The sequence below is a fragment of the Pseudomonas sp. GW531-T4 genome, assembly GCF_017349615.1.
Taxonomy (GTDB): Bacteria; Pseudomonadota; Gammaproteobacteria; order Pseudomonadales; family Pseudomonadaceae; genus Aquipseudomonas; species Aquipseudomonas chlororaphis_I.
In genome coordinates, this window is record NZ_JACMZT010000044.1 from 23,291 (window position 1) to 42,113 (window position 18,823).

17 protein-coding genes and 1 pseudogene are annotated in these 18,823 nt (G+C 62.3%); 6 read left to right on the forward strand and 12 right to left on the reverse strand.

Annotation, left to right across the window (positions count from 1 at the left end; genetic code table 11):
* Nucleotides 1-13: 13 nt before the first annotated feature.
* Nucleotides 14-469, forward strand: coding sequence for a YiiD C-terminal domain-containing protein (locus tag J4D28_RS25765; protein WP_007931705.1), 456 nt, complete (start codon nucleotides 14-16; stop codon nucleotides 467-469).
* A gap of 153 nt (nucleotides 470-622) precedes the next feature.
* Here J4D28_RS25765 and cysQ read toward each other — a convergent pair whose 3' ends face one another.
* Both cysQ and nudE read right to left on the reverse strand, forming a co-directional pair.
* Nucleotides 623-1,450: a 3'(2'),5'-bisphosphate nucleotidase CysQ gene (gene cysQ / locus J4D28_RS25770; RefSeq protein ID WP_103331251.1), complete on the reverse strand. Its 828-nt coding sequence runs from the start codon at nucleotides 1,448-1,450 to the stop codon at nucleotides 623-625.
* Nucleotides 1,451-1,461: 11 nt separating this feature from the next.
* Nucleotides 1,462-2,028, reverse strand: coding sequence for an ADP compounds hydrolase NudE (gene nudE, locus J4D28_RS25775; RefSeq protein ID WP_007931715.1), 567 nt, complete (start codon nucleotides 2,026-2,028; stop codon nucleotides 1,462-1,464).
* A gap of 90 nt (nucleotides 2,029-2,118) precedes the next feature.
* Between nudE and yrfG the strand changes: the two genes are divergently transcribed.
* Nucleotides 2,119-2,781, forward strand: coding sequence for a GMP/IMP nucleotidase (gene yrfG, locus J4D28_RS25780; protein ID WP_009046478.1), 663 nt, complete (start codon nucleotides 2,119-2,121; stop codon nucleotides 2,779-2,781).
* A gap of 119 nt (nucleotides 2,782-2,900) precedes the next feature.
* Here the strand turns inward: yrfG and lysM are convergent, their stop codons facing one another.
* Nucleotides 2,901-3,341: a peptidoglycan-binding protein LysM gene (gene lysM / locus J4D28_RS25785; protein WP_009046477.1), complete on the reverse strand. Its 441-nt coding sequence runs from the start codon at nucleotides 3,339-3,341 to the stop codon at nucleotides 2,901-2,903.
* Nucleotides 3,342-3,479: 138 nt separating this feature from the next.
* Here lysM and J4D28_RS25790 point away from each other — a divergent pair, with 138 nt between their 5' ends.
* From J4D28_RS25790 to J4D28_RS25805, 4 genes are all read left to right on the forward strand, one after another.
* Nucleotides 3,480-4,367, forward strand: coding sequence for a LysR family transcriptional regulator (locus J4D28_RS25790; RefSeq protein ID WP_007931721.1), 888 nt, complete (start codon nucleotides 3,480-3,482; stop codon nucleotides 4,365-4,367).
* A 94-nt stretch (nucleotides 4,368-4,461) separates the two neighbouring features.
* Nucleotides 4,462-5,301, forward strand: a complete 840-nt coding sequence (gene fdhD, locus J4D28_RS25795; protein WP_009046475.1) for a formate dehydrogenase accessory sulfurtransferase FdhD — start codon at nucleotides 4,462-4,464, stop codon at nucleotides 5,299-5,301.
* Nucleotides 5,298-7,646 (forward strand): FdhF/YdeP family oxidoreductase, encoded by a 2,349-nt coding sequence (locus J4D28_RS25800; RefSeq protein WP_103331252.1) that lies wholly within the window; start codon nucleotides 5,298-5,300, stop codon nucleotides 7,644-7,646. Before fdhD ends, J4D28_RS25800 begins: the two co-directional genes overlap by 4 nt.
* 350 nt (nucleotides 7,647-7,996) lie before the next feature.
* On the forward strand, nucleotides 7,997-8,479 hold the full coding sequence (locus tag J4D28_RS25805) for a glycine zipper domain-containing protein (protein ID WP_009046473.1): 483 nt from the start codon (nucleotides 7,997-7,999) through the stop codon (nucleotides 8,477-8,479).
* 270 nt (nucleotides 8,480-8,749) lie between these two features.
* Here J4D28_RS25805 and J4D28_RS25810 read toward each other — a convergent pair whose 3' ends face one another.
* The 9 genes and pseudogenes from J4D28_RS25810 to J4D28_RS25850 all read right to left on the reverse strand — a co-directional run bounded on the left by J4D28_RS25810 (nucleotide 8,750) and on the right by J4D28_RS25850 (nucleotide 18,741).
* Nucleotides 8,750-9,181 carry a thioesterase family protein gene (locus J4D28_RS25810; RefSeq protein ID WP_009046472.1) on the reverse strand — a complete coding sequence of 144 codons (432 nt, stop codon included), beginning with the start codon at nucleotides 9,179-9,181 and terminating at the stop codon, nucleotides 8,750-8,752.
* Between the two features lie 68 nt (nucleotides 9,182-9,249).
* Nucleotides 9,250-10,482 (reverse strand): 3-hydroxyacyl-CoA dehydrogenase, encoded by a 1,233-nt coding sequence (locus J4D28_RS25815; RefSeq protein WP_009046471.1) that lies wholly within the window; start codon nucleotides 10,480-10,482, stop codon nucleotides 9,250-9,252.
* A 112-nt stretch (nucleotides 10,483-10,594) separates the two neighbouring features.
* The gene (locus J4D28_RS25820; protein WP_028683838.1) at nucleotides 10,595-12,529 is read right to left on the reverse strand and encodes an ATP-dependent DNA helicase RecQ; all 1,935 of its coding nucleotides are present in this window, start codon (nucleotides 12,527-12,529) and stop codon (nucleotides 10,595-10,597) included.
* A 188-nt stretch (nucleotides 12,530-12,717) separates the two neighbouring features.
* Nucleotides 12,718-13,842: a polysaccharide deacetylase family protein gene (locus tag J4D28_RS25825; protein WP_009046469.1), complete on the reverse strand. Its 1,125-nt coding sequence runs from the start codon at nucleotides 13,840-13,842 to the stop codon at nucleotides 12,718-12,720.
* A gap of 69 nt (nucleotides 13,843-13,911) precedes the next feature.
* Nucleotides 13,912-15,087, reverse strand: coding sequence for a tetratricopeptide repeat protein (locus J4D28_RS25830; protein WP_009046468.1), 1,176 nt, complete (start codon nucleotides 15,085-15,087; stop codon nucleotides 13,912-13,914).
* Between the two features lie 166 nt (nucleotides 15,088-15,253).
* Nucleotides 15,254-15,430: pseudogene (locus J4D28_RS25835) on the reverse strand (bacteriocin immunity protein); the annotation flags it as partial.
* A 23-nt stretch (nucleotides 15,431-15,453) separates the two neighbouring features.
* Entirely contained in the window at nucleotides 15,454-15,696 is a 243-nt protein-coding gene (locus J4D28_RS25840; protein ID WP_080577941.1) for a hypothetical protein, read from the reverse strand.
* Complete coding sequence (locus J4D28_RS25845) at nucleotides 15,693-16,898, reverse strand: colicin E3/pyocin S6 family cytotoxin (RefSeq protein ID WP_038636412.1); 1,206 nt, start codon at nucleotides 16,896-16,898, stop codon at nucleotides 15,693-15,695. Before J4D28_RS25845 ends, J4D28_RS25840 begins: the two co-directional genes overlap by 4 nt.
* A gap of 301 nt (nucleotides 16,899-17,199) precedes the next feature.
* Nucleotides 17,200-18,741 carry a phosphoenolpyruvate carboxykinase gene (locus J4D28_RS25850; RefSeq protein ID WP_009046463.1) on the reverse strand — a complete coding sequence of 514 codons (1,542 nt, stop codon included), beginning with the start codon at nucleotides 18,739-18,741 and terminating at the stop codon, nucleotides 17,200-17,202.
* Nucleotides 18,742-18,823: the final 82 nt, after the last annotated feature.

Consider the following 18,823-nt stretch of genomic DNA (forward strand, 5'->3'; position numbering starts at 1 on the left):
ATCGAGGCCTTGCATGAACCGCGACAGTCGTCACCTGGAATCCATCCTCCATCACGACATTCCCCTGACGCGGGACATGGGCCTGAAAGTGCTCGACTGGCACGCACACGAGCTGCGCCTGCAGCTGCCGCTGGAAGCCAACGTCAACCACAAAAGCACCATGTTCGGCGGCAGCCTGTATTGCGGCGCGGTGCTGGCCGGCTGGGGCTGGCTGCACCTGCGGTTGAAAGAAGCGGGGATCGACGACGGGCACATCGTGATTCAGGAAGGGCAGATCAACTACCCGCTGCCGGTGACCAGCGACGCCACGGCCATCTGCGCCGCGCCGAGCGAAGAGGTGTGGCACCGGTTCGTGACTATGTATGAGCGCTACGGTCGCGCGCGGCTGATCCTGCACACCCGGGTGGTGAATGCCGGCAGCGATGAGGATGCGGTGCGCTTTACCGGGCAATACGTGTTGCACCGGTAACCCTGTAGCCGCTGGCGCGGCCTGCGATTGGGCTAGGCGGCACTCCGACGAAGCGGCCGTGGATCGACTGACGATATTCTGTCTGACACACCGCGCGGACCGGTTTACGACTGCTGCGCAGCCGATCGCAGGCTGCGCCAACGGCTACAAAGATCAGCCCCGCGCCAGCTCCAGCAAGCGCCCACGCCATGCGGCCTTGGCCGGCAGCGCCAGGAAGAAATCATTGAGCAGCGACTCCCGCGCCGGGTAGCAAAACGGCTCGCCACTCAGATCCAGCACCTCGCCTCCAGCGCCTTCCAGCACGCCTTGGGCCGCCGCGGTGTCCCACTGCGAAGTCGGTGCCAGTCGCGGATAACAATCCGCCGCGCCTTCGGCCAACAGGCAGAACTTCAACGAGCTGCCGATGTTCGCCAGCTGCAACTCGCCCAGGGTCGCGCTCAGGCCGGCCAGCAGACGTTCCTGCTCGGGGCTGGTATGCCGACGGCTGGCGACCACGGTGAAGGCTTCGCCCGCCGTCAGGCTGTCACGCACGTGGATCGCCACCGGCGCCTCGCCCTTGTCCGCGCGCCAGGACCCGAGGCCGGCGCCGCCGAAATAGCAGCGACCGCTGGTCGGCATCGACACCACGCCGAACACCACCCGCCCCTGTTCGATCAGGGCGATATTGACGGTGAACTCTTCACTGCCGGAGATGAATTCCTTGGTGCCGTCCAGCGGGTCCACCAGCCACCAGCGCTGCCAGCCGGCACGCACGTCCCGAGGGATATCGGCGTCTTCTTCGGAAAGCACCGGGATGCTCGGATCCAGCGCGGTCAGGCCTTGCACGATCAGGTGGTGCGCCGCCAGGTCGGCCGCGGTCACCGGCGATTCGTCGGCCTTGCTGGTGACGGCGACGTTGGCGCGCCAGAACGGCAGGATCGCCTCGCCGGCCTTCAAGGCCAGGTCGATCACCGGCGCCAGCAATGGGTGGGGAAAATTCATCGGTTGTTCGCTCATGCTTGAAAGGCGCCGCGCTGGGTCAGCAGGTCGCGGGCCAGGTACAGCGCGGCCAGGGCGCGGCCCTCGGTGAATTGCGGGTTCTGCGCCAGGCTCGACAGCTCGCGCAGGTTGATCTTGTCCACGCGCATCGGCTCGGGCTCATCGCCCTCCAGCCGTTCTTCGTAGAGGTCGGTGGCCAGCACCACCTGGATCTTCTGGCTCATGTAGCCGGGGGACAACGACAGCTCGGTCAGATGCTCCAGCTGCCGCGCGCCAAAACCGGCCTCCTCCTTGAGCTCACGCTCGGCGGCCGCCAGCACATCCTCGCCGGGCTCGATCAGGCCCTTGGGCAGCGACAGCTCGTAGGCGTCGGTGCCGCCGCAATATTCCTCGACCAGCACCGCATGATCGGCATCGAGCATCGCCACGATCATCACCGCGCCGTAGCCCGCGCCCTTGCCCACCAGACGCTCGTAGGTGCGCTCCACACCGTTGGAAAAGCGCAACTGCACCGCTTCGACGCAAAACAGACGGCTGGTGGCGACGATCTCGCGGGCGAGTACGGTGGGTTTCTGGCGCATACAAAGGCTCCTTGGCGTGAACGCGCTACTATAACGCGGCTTTCCCGATTGTTTGTGTCGGATATCTTTCTACCGTTCGAGACGTTCTCCATGCCTTCACTGCCCTGGCGCGACATCGATACCGTTCTGCTGGATATGGACGGTACCCTGCTGGACCTGCACTACGACAACCACTTCTGGATGGAGCACCTGCCCCAGCGCTATGCCGAGCTGCATGGCGTCAGCCGCGCCATGGCGGAAATGGAACTGCAGCCGCTGTTCGAGCGTAACGCCGGACAATTGCAGTGGTATTGCCTGGACTTCTGGAGTGCCGAACTGAAGTTGCCGGTGCGCGAACTGAAGCTGGAGACCGCCCACCTGATCTCCCTGCGCCCGGACGCCGACACCTTTCTCGCGGCGATCAAGCAGGCCGGCAAACGCGTGGTACTGATCACCAATGCGCACCGCGACTCGTTGTCATTGAAGTTGGAAAAAGTCGAGCTGGCGCCCTACTTCGAACGTTTGATCAGTTCCCACGATTACGGTTTCGCCAAGGAGAACCCGCAGTTCTGGGACGCGCTGCAAGCGGATATCGACTTCGATCCGGCACGCAGCCTGTTTATCGACGACACCCTGCCGATCCTGCGCAGCGCGCGGGATTTCGGTGTGGCCCATCTGTTGGCGGTGAGTGAACCGGACAGCCGCAAGGGGCCGAAAGACACGGCGGAGTTTGCCGCGCTGGGGGATTATCGAGAATTGATCGAGGGGCTGTAGAGCAATCCTGTAGCCGCTGCCGCAGGCTGCGATAAGGTCCGAAGGACCTTCAGCGATCGACATCGCCACGACTGTTTCACAGTCGATCGCAGCCTGCGGCAGCGGCTACAGGCCGAGCATTACTCGGGAATGCGCAGTACCTGGCCCGGATAGATCTTGTCCGGGTGCGACAGCAGCGGCTTGTTGGCCTCGAAGATTTTGTTGTACTTGTTGGCGTCGCCGTACACAGCCTTGGAAATGGCGCTGAGGGTGTCGCCTTTTTTCACGGTGACAAAACGCGCGGCAGCCGCCACAGGACCGGTGACGGTGATCTGGTCGTCGACGCTGCCGACGCCTTCGATGTTGCCCACGGCCAGCAGAATCTTTTCCTTCTCTTCCTGACTGGCCACTTCGCCGGTCACGATGACCTTGTCGCCTTCCACAGTAGCCTGGACGTTGGGGTTACCCAGGCCGACCTTGGCGATGTGCTCCTTCAACTGTTCGCTCGCATTGGCGTTACCCGGCGTCAACAAATCGATAAGCTTTTCGCCCGCTTCTTTCACAAAGCTAAAAATACTCATGGTGCACACTCCTTGGGTTTAATAGGTCCAGACGCGAAAGACTAGACCAGCCTTCAGAGACGAGGTTCAAAATCGACCAATGACTCTGTGCACGGCAAGCACGCTAGAATCGCCTCCCCCCGCGCCCAGGAAGCGAAGATGGACATCAAACAGCTGAAATTCCTCATCGCTCTCGACGAAACCCGCCACTTCGGCCAGGCCGCCGCGCGCTGCCACATCACCCAGCCGACCCTGTCCATGCGCTTGCGCAACCTCGAGGAAGAGCTCGAGCTGCCGCTGGTCAACCGTGGCCAGCGTTTCGAAGGGTTCACCGCCCCCGGGGAACGGGTGCTGGCCTGGGCCCGCAGCGTACTGGCCGCCTATGACGGGCTGCAGGCCGAGGCGGCCGCCTGTCGCGGCAATCTGGTCGGTACCCTGCGCCTGGGGGTGGTGCCGCTGTCGAGCTTCGACCCGCTGCCACTGATGCAGCGCCTGCACCAGGCGCACCCGAACGTGCGCTTCGAGTTGTCGGCGCTGAGTTCCGAGCAGATCCTCGAACAGCTGGCGAGCAATCGCCTGGATATCGGCGTTTCCTACCTGGAGCGCCTGGACAGCGAACGCTTCGAATCCCTGGCCCTCGGCGAAACCCGCATGGGCCTGCTCTACGACCAACGCTTCTTCAGCTTCGGCGAGCAGCCCCTGAGCTGGGAGGCCGTGATCGAACTGCCGCTGGGCATGCTGACCAGCGGCATGCATTTTCGCCAGTCCATCGACCATAACTTCCACAGTCGCGGCCTCACCCCACAACCGCTGCTGCAGACCGATGCCGTGCATCAACTGCTGCAAGCCGTACATGGCGGCCTGTGCTGCGCGATCATGCCGTTGGACGGCGGCCTGGAAGCCCTCACCGAACACCTGCGCCTGCAACCCATAGCAGACGCCAACACCCTGGCGCACCTGGGCCTGATCATGCGCCGCAGCGCACCGCGCTCGGCCCTGGCCGAGGCGTGCTTCGCCCTGCAGCAGAAATCACCCAGCGAGTCTTGATCGACGGCATCTATCGGCACATCAGTACTAGCAATTAGACGCGACACTTTGACGCGCTTAGTCTTAGGGCTGGATATTCCGCCGGTGATGCCCCATGAAACCCCAGCGCCCGGCTTGCGCGACGCCCACTGCGAAAACGCCCGCGCCCGCCGCCAGTCAGAACTACCGCTACAGCAACCTCGACCACACGGAATCGGCCAGCACCGCGCTCGCCGAGGAAGTCGCGCTGGCGATCGCCTACAACGGCATCAGCCAGGCCGTGATGCTGGTCACCCCCAGCGACCTGGAAGACTTCATCGTCGGCTTCAGCCTCGGCAGCGGCATCATCGGCGACGCGTCGGACATCTATGACCTGCAACTGAGCGGCAGCGGTTCGGCCCAGTACGCCCAGGTCCAGATCTCCAGCCGCGCCTTCTGGAACCTCAAGCAGCAACGCCGGCAACTGGCCGGCACCAGTGGTTGCGGCCTGTGCGGCGTGGAAGCCGTGGAGCAGGCCCTGCCGGACCTCAAGGTGCTGCCCGGCGCGCCGTTGCCGCCGGCACAATGGCTCGATGGCCTGCGCCAGCGCATCAGCGCCTTCCAGCCCCTGGGCCAGCACTCCGGCGCAGTGCATGCGGCGGTGTTCATGAACGCCCAGGGCGAGCTGCTGCTGGGCCGTGAAGATATCGGCCGGCACAACGCGCTGGACAAGCTGATCGGTGCGTTGATCCGCCAGAACATACCTACTGCCGGCGGCGTGGCCATCGTCACCAGCCGTTGCAGCCTGGAACTGATCCAGAAAGTCCTGCGTGCCGGCATCCAGACCCTGGTCAGCCTGTCGGCGCCCACCGGCCTGGCCCTGCAATGGGCACGCCGGCACAACCTCAACCTCATTCACCTGCCACAAAAAAGTGCGCCACGGGTCTATAGCCCTGCGATGGAGAAACAAGCGTGACCACTCATCATCAAGCCGACCAGACACCCACCCCGCGCTACAAGCCCTACAAGGGCCCGGCCGGCGGCTGGGGCGCGCTCATCAGCGTCGCCCAGGCCTGGCTGACGAGTGACAACGCACTGAAGAACATCCGCATGATGCTCAAGACCAACCAGAACGGCGGCTTCGACTGCCCGGGCTGCGCCTGGGGCGACTCGCCGGAAAGCGGCATGGTCAAGTTCTGCGAGAACGGCGCCAAGGCGGTGAACTGGGAAGCCACCAAACGCCGCGTGGATGGCAAGTTCTTCGCCAAGCACAGCGTCAGCTCGCTGCTGGAGCAGAGCGACTATTGGCTCGAATACCAGGGCCGCCTGACCGAGCCCCTGAGCTACGACGCCGAGACCGATCGCTATAAGCCCATCAGCTGGGAAGCGGCCTTCGCCCTGATCGGCAAGCACCTGCAAGCGCTGCCCAGCCCGGACATGGCCGAGTTCTACACCTCGGGCCGCGCCAGCAACGAAGCAGCGTACCTGTACCAGCTGTTCGTGCGCGCCTACGGCACCAACAATTTCCCCGACTGCTCGAACATGTGCCATGAGGCCAGCGGCGTGGCCCTGGCGCAGAGCGTCGGCGTCGGCAAAGGCACCGTGACCTTCGACGACTTCGAGCATGCCGATGCGATTTTCGTCTGGGGCCAGAACCCCGGCACCAACCATCCACGGATGCTCGAGCCGCTGCGCGAAGCAGTGAAACGCGGAGCCCAGGTGGTCTGCATCAACCCGCTGAAAGAGCGCGGCCTGGAACGCTTCCAGCATCCGCAGCACCCGATCGAAATGCTCACCAACGGCAACAAGCCGACCAATACCGCCTACTTCCGCCCAGCCCTGGGCGGCGACATGGCGGTGGTGCGCGGCATGGCCAAGTTCCTCCTGCAATGGGAACGCGACGCCCAGAAGACTGGCGCGCCGGCGGTGTTCGATCACGACTTCCTCAATGAACACACCGCCGCCGTGCTGGATTACCTGAGCGTCATCGACGACACCCCATGGGACGAGATCGTCGAGCAGTCCGGCCTGACCCTGGTGGAGATCGAGCGCGCGGCGCGCATGTACGCCAAGGGCAAGAACGTGATCATGTGCTGGGCCATGGGCATCACCCAGCATCGCCATTCGGTGCCGACCATCCAGGAAATCGCCAACCTGATGCTGCTGCGCGGCAACATCGGCCGTCCGGGCGCCGGCCTGTGCCCGGTGCGTGGCCACAGCAATGTGCAGGGCGACCGCACCATGGGCATCAACGAACAGCCGCCGGTGGCCTTCCTCGACGCCCTGGAGCGACGCTTCCAGTTCAAGGTGCCGCGCGAGAACGGCCATAACGTGGTCGAGGCGATCCACGCCATGCTCGAAGGCCGTTCGAAAGTCTTCATCGGGCTGGGCGGCAACTTCGCCCAGGCCACCCCGGACAGCCCGCGGACCTTCCAGGCCCTGCGCAACTGCGACCTGACCGTGCAGATCAGCACCAAGCTCAACCGCAGCCACCTGGCCCACGGCAAGGAAGCACTGATCCTGCCGTGCCTGGGCCGCACCGACATCGACCTGCAAAGCGAAGGCGCGCAAGCAGTGACCGTGGAAGACTCCTTCAGCATGGTCCACGCCTCCAACGGCCAGTTGCAGCCACTGTCACCGCAGATGCGTTCAGAGCCGTCGATCCTCGCCGGCATCGCCGCCGCTACCCTGGGCAGCCACCCGGTGGACTGGAACTGGCTGGTGGCCGATTACAGCCGCATCCGCGACCTGATCGCCGACACCATTCCCGGCTTCAAGGACTTCAACGAGCGGGTGAAAAACCCTGGCGGCTTCTACCTTGGCAACTCGGCCGGCGCGCGGCGCTGGAACACTCCGTCGGGCCGCGCCAATTTCCGCCCGAACCGGCTGCCCAAGGATCTGGTGCATGAGCGCACCCGCGCCACCGGGCAGTTGCCGGACCTGATCATGCAGTCGATGCGTTCCCACGATCAGTACAACACCACCATCTACGGCCTGGACGACCGCTATCGTGGCGTGAAGGGCCAGCGCGACGTGCTGTTCGTCAACGAAGCCGACATCATCCGCCTGGGCTTCAAGCCAGGGCAGAAAGCCGACATCGTTTCGTTGTGGGATGACGGTCGCGAACGTCGGGTCAAGGGTTTCACCCTGCTGGCCTTCGACATTCCGGCGGGACAGGCCGCGGCCTATTACCCAGAGGTGAACCCGCTGGTGCCGCTGGAAAGCATCGGGGACGGCAGCTACACCCCGACCTCGAAGTTCGTCGCGATCCGCCTGGAGGCGGCCAGCGACAGCGGCTTGATCATGGCCCGGTCGGCCTGATCGACTAAGTCGCTGGCCCTGTAGCCGCTGCCGCAGGCTGCGATCGTCTCCGCAGGAGACGTTGCTCTTGAGGGCGCTGGAAGGCGCTAACGCGCCTTATCGCAGCCTGCGACAGCGGCTACGCTCCGCAAGATGTTTTAGCGTCAACCAAATCGCAGGCACAAAAAAGGCCGTTTCCATCCAGAAGCGGCCTTTTCCAAGTAGCTACAGACTCGCAAAAACGGGATAAGTTCCCTACTAAAAACAATAAGTTACGAGATTGTGTACAACTCGTGCTATTCGTCGGATTTTGATTGTAAGCGCCTCAATACAGCCTCAGGATCGCGCCGTCATCCCTTTGAGGCTCCTCTATGAAGTTCTCCTCGATTCTCTTGTTGTCCCTTGGCCTGGTCAGCGGCATCGCCTCTGCCGGCGGCACCACAGAAGCAGGTGTGGGCGGCGCATTGGGCGGGGTTCTAGGCTCGGTCGTCGGTCAGTCGATTGGTGGTAGCACCGGTTCGACCATCGGTGCGGCCCTGGGCGGCGCGGGCGGTAGTGCCGTGGGTGCCGACAGACGCAGCCGTGGCGAAGCCGCTATCGGTGGTGCGCTGGGCGCAGCCGGCGGTAACGTGGTCGGTCGCAGCATGGGGGGCACCACTGGCAGCCTGATCGGCGCAGCGGCGGGCGGTGGCGTCGGCGGCGCGCTGGGTAACCACCTGGGCAACTCCAGCGATCGTGACGATCGCCGCTACCGTGATCGCGACTACGACGATCGTCGCTACTATCGCGACGGCCACCCGGGTCGTGGCCATGCCTACGGGCATCGCAAGCACAAGCGTCACTGGCGCGACTAAGACCTGAAACGGTCGCAGCCCGCTGACACAAAGACCGCAGCCTGACGGCAGCTCCTGCCAGACAGGGTTCATCACCCCCGGGATGAACCCCCAGGAGCCGCCGAAGCAGGCTGTGTGAAAGCGTCGCGAGTGAAGGCAAGACAAGGCAAAAACAGGCGAGGAAGCGGAGTTTAGGGGCCTAAATGAGCATTCCGAGCCTGTTTTTAACGCAGGATTGCCGAACGCAGCAGCTTTCACACAACCTGCGAAGGCTGCGGTTTTTTTTGTGCCTTACATCAGCAAGCGTTCCAGCGCTGCACGCAGCCCGGCGGGAATCCCCACCGGCTGGTTCGATGCCCGATCGACGAACACATGCACGAAGCGCCCCGCCGCGCAGGCATCGCTTTCCCCCGCCTTGAACACCGCCAGCTCATACTGCACCGAACTGTTACCCAGCTTGCCGACGCGCAGGCCGATCTCGATGCGCTCGGGAAAAGCGATCGAGGCAAAGTAATCGCAGGCCGAACTCACCACGAAACCCACCACCTCGCCGTCATGGATATCCAGGCCGCCCTCTTCGATCAGGTAGGTGTTCACTGCCGTGTCGAAGAAGCTGTAGTAGGTGACGTTATTCACATGACCGTACACATCATTGTCGTGCCAACGCGTGATGATGGGCTGGAAGTGGCGGTAGTCGGTGCGTTGCGGCATGCGGTCGGTCATTGGCGGGTTCTCGGAGGTGAGGTGTCTGGAAGGCGACCCTGCTGTGGTCGGTCAGGCGATCGACTATTTCAACCGATGGCCCGGTGATCGGCAAACCCTTTGCCAGCCTGCACCAGCTCGTCAATCAACCGCGCCGGCTTCCAATGCGCGCCCAACTCGGCTTGCAGCCGCAGCAAGTCTTTCTGGATTGCCACCAACCCCTGCCGGTCCGCCCAACTCATCGGCCCGCCCTTGTCCGCCGGGAAGCCATAACCGTTGAGGTACACCAGGTCGATATCCTGTGCCGAGCCGGCGATGCCTTCCTCGAGGATCTTCGCGCCTTCGTTGACCAGCGCCAGCAGGCAGCGTTCGAGGATTTCCTCGAGGCCAACATCGCGACGACGGTAGCCCAGGCCTTCGCTGACCTCCTGAACCAGAGCATCGACCTGCACATCGTGCTCGGCCTGGCGACTGCCGGGCTCGTAGTGGTAATAGCCGTTGCCACTCTTCTGGCCGAACCTGCCCGCTTCGCACAGGCGATTATCCACCTGCACTTCGTGCGCCTCCTGGCCCTTGCCGGCCAGTTGCCGGGCGCGCCACTCCAGGTCGATGCCAACCACGTCATACATGCGGAACGGGCCCATGGCAAAACCGAAGCCCTGCAATGCGGCATCCACCTGATAAGGGAAAGCGCCTTCCAGCAGCATCTTGCGCGCCTCCAGCACATAGGTGCGCAACATGCGATTGCCGATGAATCCAGGGCAGTTGCCAGACACCACACTGACCTTGCCCATGCGTTCGCCCAGCGCCAGCGCGGCCTCGAGCACCTGCGGTGCGGTCGCGGCGCCGCGCACGATTTCCAGCAGCTTCATGATGTGCGCCGGGCTGAAGAAATGCAGGCCCAGCACCTGCCGCGGTCGCCGGGTGACTGCGGCGATGGCGTCGATATCCAGCGCCGAAGTATTGCTGGCAAGGATCGCCCGCGGCTGGAGCAGGTCATCGAGCTCGCGGAAGATTTTCTGCTTCAGCTCGAGGTTTTCGTAGACCGCCTCGATCACCAGGTCCACATCGCGGATCGCCGGATAATCCGCTGCCGCGCTTACCCGGGCCCGGCGCGCGTCGGCCTCTGCCTGATCGATCCGACCCTGACGCACGTTGTGCGCATAAGTCTCGGTCACCGCTGTCAGCGCCTGTTCGAGCATCTGCGGGTTGTTGTCCACCCACTGCACCGCAACCCCGGCATTGGCCAGGCACATCACTATCCCGCGGCCCATGGTCCCGGCACCGATCACTGCGGCGCGCTGAATGTCGATCTGGCTCATAGTGGCTCCCTTGTAGGTGGCTCGAAGACGCAAACCACCATAATCAGGCCCTGGGTATTTTTGAAATTTATTCGTGTGATGAGCGGCATTCAGCGGATGGATCGGGCAGGCATCAACCCTGAAGGTGATGTTCAGCCCAATCGCGCACTTCGGCGTAGGGGTAATCCTCGAGTACCGCAAAACCCTGGATCGACCGCGCCTTGAGCTTGGTGAACAGCGGCACGCTGATCCCACAGAGGAAACGCGTCAACCGTTCCGCCCCTGGAACCGTGCCGCTGTGCTGTTGGTGCCTGTGGATAAATTCACCGCACAGCGCTTCGAAGTTTTTATCCACAAGCGCGGGCAAGGCTGGCGGCTCCGGCAAGCGAGCCACCTGACCGTGACACACCGAGCAATGCCCGCACCGCTGCGGTGCCTGGTCATCGCCGAAATACTGCGCCAGGCGATACCCCAGGCACTGTTCGGTGGCGAACAGCGCGAGCATCGCGTGGATCCGCGCGATCTCGCTGCTTTCGTGCTGCTTGAAATAGGCGTGCAACTGCTGGCTCAGGATCGCGGCATCGAAGCCCGTCTCCAGCAGGTTGTAGACCTCGGTCATCTGCTTGCTTTCCAGCTCGACCCAGCCCTTTTCCTGGAAGTAGTCCAGGGCCTTCACCACCCGGTTACGCTCGGCCTGATGTTGCTGATACAGCGCGTCGAAATTCACCGTGGCCCAGGTCCGGGCACGGCTGGAGGTCTCGATGATCGCCGCCACGAACTCTCGGCGCTCACCCTCGAAACGCGCCAGCAGCACCTGCGGTTCCTCGAGGAACTTGAAGCGGTATTCGGCGAAGTAGGCGTAACGCGGCGCGATCAGCCCACGCAGCTCCAACTGCACCAGCAAGGTCTTGAGCGGCAGCTGACGAATGTTGCTCTGGTCCGCCAGCGGCCCCAACAGGAACTCCCACTGCCCGTCGGGCGCCGCCCCCTGCAACTCGTCCAGTACACAACGAATGCCTTCCAGCTCCGGCGTGTCGCCGTAGACGAAGTTTTCCAGCACGTTGAGGCTGTCGCGGTTAGCCAGCACCAGGCAGTCCGAAGGTTGGCCATCACGCCCGGCGCGGCCGATTTCCTGGCTGTAGTTCTCGATGGATTTGGGCAGGTCGAAATGCACCACGTTACGGATGTCGCTCTTGTCGATGCCCATGCCGAAAGCGATGGTGGCGACGATGCAATTGGACTGGCCAGCCATGAACTGACGCTGGATGGCCTCGCGCTGCTCATGGGGCAGACCGGCGTGATAGGCCTGGGCCTGGATGCCGTGGCGACTCAGATGCTCGGCGATGTGCTCGGCGGTTTTCTGCAAGGTGACATAGACGATGCTCGGCTGCCCGGGACGCTCGCTCATCCACTGCACCAGGCGCCGGCGCTTGTCCTGGCCGCGCACCGGTTCCACCAGCAGGTTGAGGTTGGGCCGATAGAAACCGGTGGTCACCACATCCTGCCCGGCGATGGCGAATTTCGCCTGCATGTCGGCGATCACCTTGGGCGTGGCGGTAGCGGTCAGCAGCAGTGCCTGGGGAATGTTGAACTGGCGCTGATAGTCCGGCAGCTTGAGGTAGTCGGGGCGAAAGTTATGGCCCCATTCGGAGATGCAGTGCGCTTCGTCCACCACCAGCAGGGAGATCCGCACCTGCTGCAGGAAGTTGCGAAAGCGCTCGTTCTTCAGGCGCTCCACCGAGATCATCAGGATCTTCAGTTCACCGGAGCGCGCCCGCGCCATGACCTCGTTGGCGTCGTCGCGGCTCTGCGCCGAATCGATGCTCGCCGCGGCGATGCCGTGCCGCTGGAGGAACGCCAGCTGGTCCTGCATCAGCGCCAGCAGCGGCGAGACCACCAGGGTCAGGTGCGGCAGCAGCAAGGCCGGCAACTGGTAACACAGGGACTTGCCGGAGCCCGTGGGAAAGATCGCCGCCGCCGAGCGCCCGGCCAGTACCGCGCTGACCGCCGCCTCCTGGCCGGGACGAAACTGTGGATAACCGAAGACCTGTTCGAGGGTGTCGTGCATGAGCTGTCACTCCTTTGACCGCTGACGTGCCTTGCAGACTGGCACAGGGTCGGGAAAAGGTCGGGGAAGAAAGGATACGGGATGATACAGGGAGGCGCAGAATGCTGTCCGGCTGGGGTTATGCGGAGTTTTTCAGGGTGTATCGCGAACCACCAGGCAGCCGATGGCTCGCGATAAAAGTCGTGTTCTTACCGCGTCGCGCGGCAATCCACCCACTTCACGCCATTGCTCTTGTTGGCGGCGATCAGCGTCGGCACTGCAGCAGGCGCCTTGTTGTGAATGTCGTGGAACAAAATGATCCCCCGGCGCCACAGCAGCATCAGGGTCTGCACCCGCTGGCTCGCCGCGCTGGCGCTGAGGCTCTTGCTCCAGTCCTGGGAGTCGATGCCCCAGAGCATCACCTTGATGCCCTGTGCCTTGAAGAACGCCGCACTGTCACTCGAACGCTGACCATAAGGCGGACGGAACAGCGGCTGGTAATCATCCGGCAACGTGCCGCGCACCAGGGTCGCGGAACGGGTGATGGACTGCTGCCATTCGCTCCAGGCGCTGTGGGACTTGTGCGCCCAACCATGCAAGGCAACGCACTGGCCGCTGTACAACTCACGCATTTGCGCCGGCGAGGACTTGCGCAGACGCGCCTGGAACGGCTCGCCCAGCACGAAGAACAGGCCATGCAGATCGTTGGCCCGCAGCACATTGGCCAGCGTATCGGTATGGCCGCCCGCGGCCGTCGGGCCGTCGTCGAAGGTCAGCAGAAACTGCCGGTCCGCCAACTCGTCGCCCATCAGCTCGGCGCTGTCGAAACGTTCGATCTCACTGCTGATCTTCGGGAACAAGGCCGCCAGGCGCAGCTGTTCGTTCAGGTACTGCTCATGAAACTGGCGGCTCGCCTGGGCCCACGCGTCATAGGCCGGGCTGACCGTTCCGGTGAAGCCCTGGGCCAGTTGCCGCAAGTCATCCAGGTTACGCACCAGCGGACAGAAGGCGGCGCCTTCACAGTCCTGGCTGGCGCTGTGATAACTGCTGAGCAGGCGTATCCAGAAACGCTCGCGCACTTGCTCGACCGAATGATGGTCCAGCGCCTTGACGCCCAGGCGCTGCTTGAGACTGACATCGTCCAGCGCCTCGCTGGCCAGCAGGGCCTTGCCGAACATCAGGATTTCCGCGCGCGAGGCGGTATCGAAGCCCGCTTGCGTGGCCAACGAACCCGGCCAGCTACTGCGATCGATGGTGGCGAACACCATCGGGCCGGCAGCCTGGGCAACGGCCGTCCACAGGGACAACATCAACGCAACAACCAGAACCCGCATAACAACCTCCATAAATGCATAACGCGCCGTGGGACGGCGCGTTATGGGGGTCAGATCAACACCCGTGAATCAGCGGTTTTGCACACGCTCGATGGCTTTGTCGTACACCGGGTTAGCCTTCTGCTGCTTGGCCAACTGATAGTGACGCAGGGCATCGGCGAACTGGCCGGCCGCTTCGTAGATGCGCGCGATGTTGTAGTAGGAACTGGCGCGCACGGTGGCCGCCGAGCTGCCGCTGGCCAGAGCAATGGCCTTGCGGTTGGCCCAGATCGATTCGGCGGTATTGCCGGCTTTCTGATAGGCCAGGCCGAGGTTGCTGTAGGCCTGACCGTAGCCGTTGTTCAGCTCGATGGCCTGACGGTAGAAGTCGATGGCTTGCTGCAGGTTACCGGCGTGGTAAGCCTCTTCGCCCTTGCGGTTCAGGGTTTTCGCATCGGCTTGTGCGCTGCTGCTGACGGCAACGGCGGCAACTTCCACTTTGTCGTCGAGCAACGGCGACACTTCGTTCAACACGTCCTGCGCGTCGACGGTCACGCCGCTGAGGGTGTTGATGTCCTGGAAGTCGCCATTGCCGGTCATGCGGAACACGGTCCACAGGTTACCGCTGCGGTCCTGCGGCACGTAGTAGGTGCGCACCAGCGACTGGCCCATGTACACGAACACCTTGGCCTGGCTGGCGGCAAGCTGACGGGACTCCGGGCGGGTCTGGTTGCTGTAGTCATGCACCGCGTACACATAGCTTTCGCCGTAGTGTTTCTTTTCCAGGGTGATGGTTTCCGGGCCGTAGCCGTCGATATCGTCGACGTCCAGGTGGGCATCTTCGCCTTGCTGGTTGCGGAAGTAGATGTTGTTGCCCGGGAAAATCATGTGCGAATCGAGATCGCTAGGGGTAGCGCCCCAAGTCAGCACCACGCGCAGACCGTCGAGATTCTGCATCACCGGGCTGATGGCGTAGGTCATGCCGCTGCACGGGCACTTGACCACCAGGTTGGAGTAGCCGGGCTTCTTGATGATCAGCAGGTTGCTGGGGTCATCGGCGAAGTCGGTGGTCAGGGTCACCTGGCCTTGAGCATTGGTACGGCCAACCACGCTCTGTGCGCCATTACGCTGCACCAGCACTTCGGCGTCGGCGATCTTCTGGTCCTTGACTACCGCACTCAGCACCTCGACCGGCAGCTGCTGCGCCGTCACCGAAAACGCCAATGCCCACAACGAAAAAATCGAAGTCACGCGAAACAAGCGCATACCTAATTCCCTTTAAGTGTATGAAGTTGGCACCCAAGGGTACCCGGCAGATTTGGCGCGCACCATACACAGTTTTTTTGGGGTTTGCTTGTTAATCCATAGGGAAATGCTGGTGTCTACGGGAATCCCTGAAACTTGCCGGGGAGCGGGGGGATGACAAAACCTTTCACACCGATTTGAAACCGGGCAAACCATTAGCCGCCCGCCACTCCTTCACTAGCCGTGTGATGCCTTCGGACGAGTCATCGGCACCATTCTCTGGGTAAAAAATCAGATCGGAGCCTGCTGGGTATTCGCTTACCTTTTCGAAATGGAATACAAGCGCATTCACTTTTTGGGGCGTCATAGGTGAATGTCCAACAGCTCTCAAGAACCATTACTTCCATCTGATGACGCTAGATAGAGATCCATCCCTTCAGGAAAACTCACTGAACACAATTGCTCAATTTCAACAATCTGAGCAGCCGTTAATCGAAAGTCGGCACCAATACAGTCACTGGCTCCTGTCCACCCCATGACTGGAGCCAGTTCGTCGACAGACACATTAATAGATACTTCAAATGTCAGTTCATCCTTTCCAGGCTCAAAGCCCATTACCGAGAACATCATGGTTCTACTCTCCTTCCCTTATCTGCATCTTTTGTTTGCTTACCTGTAACGTAATCAAACTCGCCTTGATGCCTTCCGCGCTTGTTGTATTTCTCAAGAGTGCCATGCTGACGATCCCACTCATAAATATTACCCGCCCTATCAACCCAACGCGGACGTAGTCCACCACCCCCAGTTACGGGCGTCTTAGACCGGACCCGCACAGCATCAGGGAAAGCCGGGAGCAAACCTTGAGGAGTGGGGTGATATTTATGGTCAGAAACACTCAAAACTACATACAGCGGCTGTACACCCGACCCCACCGGAAACACCAGAATAAAATCCCGATACTCCGGCGGATAAATCGGACTCACGATGATCCGCTCCGCCGCCTCAGTCGGCGGAAAAATCCAGATCGGAGGTGTCTGTGGCGCCGCTTCCAGCGGTGGTATCCCTATGGTGCTCGAAGGGTCCACAGCTGGGGTCCAGATAAGGGTGATGCCATCCCCCAGATCGGCCACTTGCTGCTCATCACGAACCTCAAACTCAGCCACCGGAATCATTTCCCACTCGCGGCGCCCCTGGGTGTTGAAACCGTAGCCCTTGAGACTGCCATCGGCCTGCTGTTCAACTCGCAGGCGTAGCCGGGTGCGAGCTTGCTTGAGATTGCGTAGCTGCTCTTCGCTGTACAGCGCGCCATCACCCAGGCTCGATGGAGCGAGCAAAGCCACCAGCCCCAGCAACGCACCGGCCGCCACGCCCGAGGAGATCAGCCCCAGGCCACTGCCGGTGGTACCAGCCGCCGCGGAGACACCACCCAGGGTCAAGGTACCGAGATTGGCCGGCAGCGCGCCGCTGATGCGCTTGAGGGCCACGCACCCACCCGCCTCGACCTCTCGACCGCCCAGCAGCGTCAACGCGCCGTAATTCGCCACCGAATCAGTGGGTATGAAGCCCGTCGGGGTGACGTAGTCGATGATTGCGTTCGGCAGCTTGCAAGACTTGGCAAATACGCAACCGACGGGCATTGGTTGCGATTCCACCTGTGTAGTCGCCAGCCGCTCTTCATAGGCCTGCTGGCGAGCGAGCATCTGCTCGTAACCCTGCTGCGCATCGTCACGCTCGGCCAATTCACTCGCCGTCATATCGCGCAGGCGACGATAACCACCGCCGTCAGCATCGTGGTGCTGCCATACCTGGGGCACATCCTTGTTGCGGGCCATAGTCCTTTGCTCGGTCGCCTGGGAAACCCCGGTCTTCAACCGGGGGATCTCACGTTAACCAGTGCGAGGGGACCTTGGCTGTCAGGCAAATCCGAGCTGGTCGAGCGACTTTTCTTTTTCGCTCAGGCCAGGCGATTGGCCCTGAACTGTCTGCACAGGACACCAGGATTTACCTTACACGTCGCGTCGAATCAGGCTTATTGAGCCGCTCGAACAAGCCGCCTGGAATTTGAACGGGACTGAATGACGCCCACAAAAAAGCCGCCCCAAAGGGCGGCTTCTTGAACCACTTACCCGATGCTTACAGCTTCGGACCAGCAGCCTTGATGGCGTCGCTCACGTCGAACTTCTTGAAGTTCTCGATGAACAGGCCGGCCAGGGCCTTGGCGGCTTCGTCGTAGGCGGCTTTGTCAGCCCAGGTGTTGCGTGGGTTGAGCAGGCCGGTTTCGACGCCTGGAACGGCCAGTGGCACGTCCAGGTTGATGGTGTCCAGGTGCTCGGTCTCGGCACCGACCAGAGCGCCGCTCTGGATGGCCGCGATCACGCCACGGGTGGTCGGGATATTGAAGCGCTTGCCAACGCCGTAGCCACCGCCGGTCCAGCCGGTGTTGACCAGGTAGACCTTGGAGCCGAAGCCGCGGATGCGCTTGATCAGCAGCTCTGCGTAAACGCCGGCCGGACGCGGGAAGAACGGTGCGCCAAAGCAGGTGGAGAAGGTCGACTTGATACCAGCGCCCGAACCCATTTCGGTCGAGCCCACCAGAGCGGTGTAGCCGGACAGGAAGTGGTAGGCAGCTTGTTCTTCGCTGAGGATCGATACTGGCGGCAGTACGCCGGTCAGGTCGCAGGTCAGGAAGATCACGGCGTTCGGCTCGCCACCGAGGTTTTTCTCGGAACGCTTCTCGACGTGCTCCAGCGGGTAGGCGGCGCGGCTGTTCTGGGTCAGGCTGCCGTCGGCGTAGTCGGCCTTCTTGGCGTCGTCCAGCACAACGTTTTCCAGCACTGCGCCGTGCTTGATGGCTTTCCAGATGACCGGCTCGTTCTTCTCGGACAGGTCGATGCACTTGGCATAGCAGCCGCCTTCGATGTTGAACACCACGCCCTCGCCCCAGCCGTGCTCGTCGTCACCGATCAGGTAACGGCTTTCATCGGCGGACAGGGTGGTCTTGCCGGTACCGGACAGACCGAAGAACAGGGTCACATCGCCCTCTTCGCCGATGTTGGCGGCGCAGTGCATCGGCAGCACGTCGGCGGCCGGCAGCAGGAAGTTCTGCACCGAGAACATGGCTTTTTTCATTTCACCGGCGTAGCGCATGCCAGCGATCAGCACTTTCTTCTGAGCGAAGTTGAGGATCACGCAACCGTCGGAGTTGGTGCCGTCACGCTCTGGAACGCATTCGAAGTTGGCAACGTTGAGCACCTGCCACTCATCACGGCCAGCCGGGTTGTACTGGGCCGGGTTGATGAACAGGCAACGACCGAACAGGTTCTGCCAGGCAGTCTGGGTGGTCATCTTCACGGCCAGGTAGTGCTCGTCGGAAGCACCTACATGCACATGGGAAACAAAATGCTCTTGCGCGTTGTTGAATGCCTCGACGCGAGCCCACAGGGCATCGAACTTGTCGGCCGGGAACTTGCGGTTGATCGGGCCCCAGGCGATAGCGTCCTGGGTGCTCGGCTCTTCAACGATGAAACGATCGACTGGCGAACGGCCGGTACGGTGACCGGTACGAACAACCAGCGCGCCGGTATCGGCAAGCTCGCCTTCACCGCGGTTCAGGGCTTCTTTGACCAGATCATCAACACTCAGATCGGTGTACACGGCGTTATTGGCTTGCGTCATGAGGTTCCCCGTCGGCCAGTGGCCGAGTGCTCCAAACGTTTTGTAGTAGAAAGTCGTGCACTACTACCGCGAAAAAAGTGCG